The 6,634-nt window shown below is 59.6% G+C and carries 8 protein-coding genes; 4 read left to right on the top strand and 4 right to left on the bottom strand.

Features of this window, described 5'->3' with window-relative positions; all coding sequences use genetic code 11:
• Nucleotides 1-88: 88 nt before the first annotated feature.
• Together PMW67_RS04780 and PMW67_RS04775 are read right to left on the bottom strand one after the other, a co-directional pair.
• Nucleotides 89-493, bottom strand: coding sequence for a hypothetical protein (locus PMW67_RS04780; protein WP_271738868.1), 405 nt, complete (start codon nucleotides 491-493; stop codon nucleotides 89-91).
• 349 nt (nucleotides 494-842) lie between these two features.
• Nucleotides 843-1,811 (bottom strand): 3'-5' exonuclease, encoded by a 969-nt coding sequence (locus PMW67_RS04775; RefSeq protein WP_055252061.1) that lies wholly within the window; start codon nucleotides 1,809-1,811, stop codon nucleotides 843-845.
• A gap of 171 nt (nucleotides 1,812-1,982) precedes the next feature.
• On the opposite strand from PMW67_RS04775, the gene PMW67_RS04770 reads away from it, so the two are divergent.
• Nucleotides 1,983-3,071: a putative manganese transporter gene (locus tag PMW67_RS04770; RefSeq protein WP_055252059.1), complete on the top strand. Its 1,089-nt coding sequence runs from the start codon at nucleotides 1,983-1,985 to the stop codon at nucleotides 3,069-3,071.
• A gap of 164 nt (nucleotides 3,072-3,235) precedes the next feature.
• Here the strand turns inward: PMW67_RS04770 and PMW67_RS04765 are convergent, their stop codons facing one another.
• Together PMW67_RS04765 and PMW67_RS04760 are read right to left on the bottom strand one after the other, a co-directional pair.
• Entirely contained in the window at nucleotides 3,236-3,718 is a 483-nt protein-coding gene (locus PMW67_RS04765) for a YaiI/YqxD family protein (RefSeq protein WP_117563982.1), read from the bottom strand.
• Complete coding sequence (locus PMW67_RS04760; protein ID WP_117773002.1) at nucleotides 3,719-4,321, bottom strand: HdeD family acid-resistance protein; 603 nt, start codon at nucleotides 4,319-4,321, stop codon at nucleotides 3,719-3,721.
• Between the two features lie 234 nt (nucleotides 4,322-4,555).
• Between PMW67_RS04760 and PMW67_RS04755 the strand changes: the two genes are divergently transcribed.
• The 3 genes from PMW67_RS04755 to PMW67_RS04745 all read left to right on the top strand — a co-directional run bounded on the left by PMW67_RS04755 (nucleotide 4,556) and on the right by PMW67_RS04745 (nucleotide 6,505).
• Nucleotides 4,556-5,227, top strand: a complete 672-nt coding sequence (locus PMW67_RS04755) for a nitroreductase family protein (RefSeq protein ID WP_158563751.1) — start codon at nucleotides 4,556-4,558, stop codon at nucleotides 5,225-5,227.
• Between the two features lie 82 nt (nucleotides 5,228-5,309).
• Nucleotides 5,310-5,852, top strand: coding sequence for a histidine phosphatase family protein (locus PMW67_RS04750; protein ID WP_055252053.1), 543 nt, complete (start codon nucleotides 5,310-5,312; stop codon nucleotides 5,850-5,852).
• Between the two features lie 17 nt (nucleotides 5,853-5,869).
• Nucleotides 5,870-6,505 carry a histidine phosphatase family protein gene (locus PMW67_RS04745; protein WP_117772998.1) on the top strand — a complete coding sequence of 212 codons (636 nt, stop codon included), beginning with the start codon at nucleotides 5,870-5,872 and terminating at the stop codon, nucleotides 6,503-6,505.
• The last annotated feature ends 129 nt before the right edge of the window (nucleotides 6,506-6,634 follow it).

Here is a 6,634-nt window from a genome sequence, read left to right as displayed (position 1 = left end):
AAGTCATAGATGCGGGCGTGTTGGCTAAAATGGGTCGGCCGGGATTGGTCAATCTCGGCCGACTATATTTGGCTAAAATAATCCGACGCTAACAGGAGTAAGCGCCGCACAATTCAAAGTAGTACTCCACCAGTTCGCGAAAAGGGAGATAGGTGGCGGCCTGAAGTGCGCAAAGCTCAACGCCAACAATGAAGATGCCATCTTTGAGCTCTATAAAGCGTGAGCTCGAGAATCGTTTTGACGAAACGTGGCATTGACAGTTCATTGCATAGCGCGCATTCCTGCGATCAAACACCATTACTTCGAGGCAATCATTTGCGTCAAGGGAAACATCGTGTTTGGTGAGCCATTCTGCGGCTGCGTCAAGGAGCGTTCCGGTGGGACATGATCCGTAAATCGCGGCAGGGTTACAGGGCTCGGTGTCTTTCGTAGACGCCGAATGCGCGGCCTGGTAGACCGCTTTTGCAGTGGTATGTGACAATACGATACTCATGGTATATATCGTGTCAGCTAATGCCGTGCTGATGGCGCTGAGTGGGAAAGTCGTTTTAGGGGCCTAACCAAATGCTGTCCAAAAGCTTGACGCAATTATGGGTTGGCATGCCTAAAATCAATGTTATCGCAGCTTAGCTATAGCATATAAAAACTCAATTGCTGCACATTTGATATCGATGCATCACCATCCGACAACGAATTACGTGTCGGGAATTGGCCGAAATCGTTCAAAATGAGGGTTCAGAATTTGTGATGGCAGATCTATCTGTGGAACATAGGGCGGCCCCGCTGCGGTGTTTCCCGCTGCGAGGCCGCTCGTGAGCAAGTAGTGTTTGTCGCAGGCGTTGCTATTTCGCGAATAGGTTCTTGAGGTTGAACTCGGCCTGTACCGTGCGGAGCATGAGGTCGGTGTCGTCCAGACCCAGATGCTGCTCGTTGGCGTCGGGCGCGAGGGTGCCGCGACGGCGTGCCCAGTTCTCGAGCGCGGCGGGGGCGGACTCGCGGGGGAGCGAGCGCACGTCGGCGTCCAGGCTGCGGCAGATCTGGCGCGAGTCGATGACGATGATCTTGCCGGCGCGGCGTGCCTCGGCGTAGCCGTCCAGGTGGATCTTGAACCAGCTGTCCTCAAAGGCGGCGTTGTGTGCCATGTACGGGTACTTCTTCATAAGCTTGAGCAGCTGCTTTTGCAGCTCTTTGTTCTCGCGGAACGGCTTTTTGCCGTCGATGTCGTCCCAGGTGATGTGGTGGATATTCGACAACGGCACATCCTCGCCGCGGTAGATGTCGGGCAGGCCGCAGTAGTGTGCCTCGGCGTCATGCGGGACGGCGTCGCTGGTGAGCTCCATGATCTCCCAGCCCACGTTGATGATATAGCCGCGCTCGGGTGCACGTCCGGTGGTCTCGATGTCGATACCGAGCACGGTGCCCTGGATGGGCTTGCGGGCGTAGGCCACGCCGAGCGCGTCGCGGTCGCCGCGGATTTCGCGCATAACGGACGCGGCGGTGCGCTTTTGCATCTTGCCGATGGCGGCGCAGGTGTCGGCATCGGACAGGCCGCGCGAGAGCGTCGCGGGCGTCACGTTGCGCAGACGCGCCTCGCCAATCTGGTCGCACAGGTCGCGGTTGCGGTCGGCCAGGTCGCGCACGGTGGCAAAGTCGAAGCCGGGGTCGCCCTCGGCGGTAAAGTACTCGGTCTCGAGCACCTTGAGGGCCTCCTCGCCCTTCTGGCGCTCGGACTCCATGGCGCCGTGGTCGCCGTAGATAAACATGGGGATAAACGGCTGGCGCTCGTATTCGAGTGCTTGCGATACGTTCATATGCTACTCCTTGGACGGGCCGCGTTGTGCGGCTCGAGGTTACTGAGTTATGGCGAGATGATAGTTTACCATAGGCAACTATTGGCACCGCGCCCGGGACAACTACAATACCCTAGTTGACCGCTAGGACTTTTACAATGCTGCCGAAAGACACGAAAGGTTCCATCCGTCATGGATTTACTGATTGATATTCTGCTCGACGCCGGCAAGGACACGCTGTCGCTGGTGCCGTTTTTGTTGGTGACGTATCTTGCTCTCGAGACACTTGAGCACGTTGCGGGCGACCGCGTCAACGGCGCTATCAAGCGCGCCGGCGCTGCGGGTCCCGTGGTTGGCTCGCTGCTGGGCATGGTGCCGCAGTGCGGATTTTCGGCCATGGCAGCAACGCTGTACGCCGGCCGTGTCGTGACCTTGGGCACGTTGGTGGCGGTGTTCCTTTCGACCTCCGATGAGATGCTGCCGCTGTTGCTTGCCGAGCAGGTTCCCGTGCAGACTATGGCGATGCTTTTGGCTTCGAAAGCGCTGATCGCACTGGTCACGGGTTTTATCGTGGACGCTGCCATTCGCGGCCTGCGCCGTAACGCCCGCGCGCACGCGGCGATTCGCCGTACCGTGCTGGGAACCGCGGCCAACCCGGCCCACGTGAACTGCGCGCACGACGACCACAGCGGCGGTGACATCATCGACGAGGTGGCCGAGGCAGGCGTGAGCGCCGACCACATCCACGAGCTGTGCGAGCGCGACCATTGCGGTTGTGATGAAGACGAGGACGAGCACGAACACGGACATGGCCACGATCACGGTCATGAGGGCGAACATGAACACCATGATGGTCACGGTCACTCTCACTCCCACGAAGGGACGCCTGTCCTGTCGATCATCCGCAGTGCGATCTCGCACACCGTGCAGGTCTCGGTATTCATTTTTCTGGTGACGCTGATTCTGGTCGCCGTGCTCGAGACGTTCGGCGAGTCCGCGATCGAGCAGTTCCTGCGCGGCAACGAGACACTCGCTGTCCTGGGTTCGGCGCTTGTCGGGCTGATTCCCAATTGCTCGGCGAGCGTGGTCATTACACAGCTGTATCTGGAAGGCGCGCTGCAACTGGCGCCGATGCTCGCCGGCACGCTCATTTCCGCCGGCGTGGGTTATCTGGTGCTGTTCCGCACCAACCGCAGCGCCCGCGAAAATGCCGTGTTCCTGATCATGATGTACGTCATCGGCGCTGGCTGGGGCCTCATCCTCTCCGCCGTTGGCCTCTAAGTAGGCCTAAAAAATGGGCTTCAAATAGCCATGCTCAGCGCCTGCGCAATGCGGCGACGCATGGCATTTTGAAGCCCGTTTTTTGTTGAGCCATGGATTCCGAGCGCTCACACCGCTCAAAACAAAAAGGTAGATTTTAGGCATGTCTCAAAAATCTACCTTGGTTAGTGCAGCAACTCGGTGAGGTTGCGTTTAAAGCGGGCGCGGTCTTCGCTGGTAAATGCTGCCGGACCGCGAGTGCGTCCGCCGGCGCGGCGTACCTTCTTTTCCTCGTGGCGAATAAACAGCTGCATGTCGATAGTCGCCTTGTCGTACACGCGCCCGCGCACACCGATGGCGGCGGCATCGCGCCCGAGCACCATGCTCGCCAAGCCAATGTCCTGCGTCACGACCACGTCGCCCGCCTGCAGGCGTTCGACAATGGCAAAGTCGGCGCTGTCGGCGCCCACGCTCACGTCGAGCGTCGTGACCCAAAAGCCGCGTCGCGCGTGCTCGGCATCGCGCGGGTCGTCGCGGCGAATGTGCCGTTCCAGGTTTTGCGTGCTGTTGCCGGCGATAACAACGGCGACGCCCGCCCGCCGCGCGCAGTCAATCGACTCGCGCGTGACCGGGCAGGCGTCGGCATCAATAAAGAGCGTCTTTGGCATCTAGCGCACCAGTTTGCCAAACTGAATGGCGCGAACAATGAGCGTCACGCCAAACACCAGCAGCGCGGCACCGCTAAAGATGACGAGCATCTTGGCCGACCACAGCGGATAGATAAACACGAACATGCCGGCGATGATGGAAAGTGCGCCGCTCAGGATAGCGAGGGCGCGGTTGGACGAAAGCTCGGACTCCAGAATGGACATGACACCTTCGACAATCCAGCCAAAGCCGGCCACGATAACCACCATCGTGGTGAGCGTCGCGGTCGAGAAGGCCTGGTTGCGCAGGATTATGACGCCGCCCAAGATAATGAGTAGGTTGGAGATGATGCTCGTCACGCGCCAGCCGGTGGGCAGCAGCGGCTCAAAAATGGCAGTGAATAGTCTGATGGCAGCAGTGATTACAAAGTAAAAACCCAGGACAGTCGTCAAAAAGACGAGGGACTTGGCAGGTGCAAAAAGCAGCGCGATACCAGCAATGAGTGCTAAGACGCCCGTGATGGCGTAGATCCAGCGTACGGCCTTGACGGCTTTGCCCGCCATGCTTTTCTCGTCAAATCCAAACTGGCTCGATTTTTGATCATCGTTCTTAAAGATGCCCATAAGTCTCCTTTCCGTGCGGCGTAAGCCTTGATCGTTACAACCAGTATCCCCTAAGGGCGCTGACGTATGGGTCGGGGAGGGCGAAACGTAACCCAAAGGCCCCGAATTGTTTCCGTTGTTCCCCACGTCGCGATTTTCTATTCAACAGGTGTAGAACATTGCAGCCCTGTTCGTTATTGCCTACGTTTTAGGTTAGATTTTCCTAAGGACAATTGGCTTGTATTGGGGGTCCCTATGAACGAAGCAGTTCCCGAGGCACCGTCGAGTGTCGAATCGATGGCAAAGCAAGGTTGCGAAAAGCTTGGCCTGGACACGTTTGACGCGCTGGTCCGCCGCGCCCGTACGTGCCGCCGTTTTGACGAGTCCATGCGCGTGCCGCGCGAGTTTTTGCTCGAGCTGGCGGAACTGGCGCACCTGGCTCCCTGCGGCGCCAATGCTCAGCGTCTGCGTTTTCATGTGGTGAGCGGTGCCGAGGATTGCGCGCGTGTATTTGATGAGCTTGCATGGGCCGGCGCGCTTAAGGATTGGTCGGGTCCTGCCGAGGGCGAGCGTCCGACCGGCTACATCGCGATTCTTGCCGAGCGCGCTGTTCCGGGTAAGCCCGCCGCGCCCATCACCGAGGTCGACACGGGCATTGCCGCGCAGACGATGATGCTCGCCGCTCGCAGCGCCACGCCCGAGGTGGCAGCCTGCATGTTCAAGGCCTTTACGCCCCACGCGATCGATGCTATGGGGCTCGATAACGACAAGTATGAGCTCAAGCTGATCATGGCTTTTGGCGTGCCGGCCGAGACGCAGATGATCGATGCGATCGATTCCAACCCCGACGGCTCAATTAATTACTGGCGTGACGATGCGCAGGTGCACCACGTACCCAAGCGCCCGCTCGCCGACGTGCTGGTGTAGCTGAGCGTCACCGCGGCGTGATCAGACGGTAAACCACCACAAAGGTGCCTGTCCCCTTTGTGGTGGTACGAGGGGAGAGCGTGTGGCAGATCTGTATTTGGTGCGGCATGGGCAGACTGAGCTCAATGTGCAGAGCATTTTGCAGGGCTGGCACGATTCGCCGCTTACGGCGCGCGGGCGCGAGCAGGCGCTGACGGCGCGTACGGCGTTTGCGGCGCGTGGCGTGGCCTTTGATCATGTGTATTCCTCGCCGTTGGGCCGGGCGCGGCATACGGCCGAGCTTATCGTTGGCGAGGGCCGTTCCATTGAGCTGGTCGATGACCTGCGTGAGTGGCATTTTGGCTCGCTGGAGGGCACATCAAATCGCGAGATGCCGCCGCAGCCCTGGGGCGATTATCCGGTGGCCTTTGGCGGCGAGTCGGAAGTGCAGCTTCAGTCGCGCATGGTCGCGGCGCTGTCCCGTATTATGGCCCGGCCGCAGCACGACTGCGTGCTGGCGGTTTCCCACGGCTCAGCCTGCCAGGAGTTTCTTGAGTATGTGACTGGCGGGGGAGAGCTACCCGACAACGGTGCCGTGCTTCATTTTGGCTATTGCGACGGGGCGTTTTCGCTCTTGGGTTGGTAACGAACGAAAGGACCCCTATGAATAAAGATCTGTATCTGGTCCGTCATGGACAGACGATATTCAACCTTAAGCGTATCATTCAGGGGTGGAGTGACTCGCCGCTTACGCAGTTGGGTTGCGACCAGGCGGCGCGCGCCGGCATGTTTTTACGTGCGCGCGGCATTGAGCCCGATCATGCCTACACCTCTACGCTTCATCGCACCGAGCAGACTATCGCCAACTTGTGGCCGGGCTTGGCGTACGAGCGCCTGGACGGCCTGCGTGAGTGGTTCTTTGGCGACTTTGAGGCCGAGCGCGTGATGCTTATGCCCGAGCGCCCGTGGCGCGACTTCTATCGGCAGTTTGGCGGCGAGGGCCAGATCCAGGTGCGCACGCGCATGGTGGCGACGCTGACCGATCTTATGCGGCGTCCGGACCATACGTGCGTGCTCGCGGTAAGTCATGGCTCAGCTATCAAGGAGTTTTTGGACCACGTGCGGGGCGCGGCGGCCGACGAGCGCGAACGCGTGCCGGGCAACTGCTCAGTGCTGCATTTTGCGTTTGACGATGCGGCCGATACGTTTGAACTGGTCGAAGTCTTTACGCAGGAAGACTACGCGCGCGAGCTGGGGCTAGAGCCGCTCGTGGCGGCGGCAGGTCCGCAGCGTGGATAACGCTGACGTTGCGGCCCGGTTTACCGGCGTAATTGTTTGATGCGAAAAGGGCGGAGGTGCATGCGTTTGCTGCATCTCCGCCCCTTGTTTGTTTGGATGCTGGGTTTTCCAGCTTAGCGTTTGAGTTCG

This window comes from Collinsella aerofaciens (assembly GCF_028209395.1).
In the GTDB taxonomy this organism is placed as follows: domain Bacteria; phylum Actinomycetota; class Coriobacteriia; order Coriobacteriales; family Coriobacteriaceae; genus Collinsella; species Collinsella aerofaciens_AZ.
This window is presented reverse-complemented; position numbering and strand designations above follow the sequence as displayed.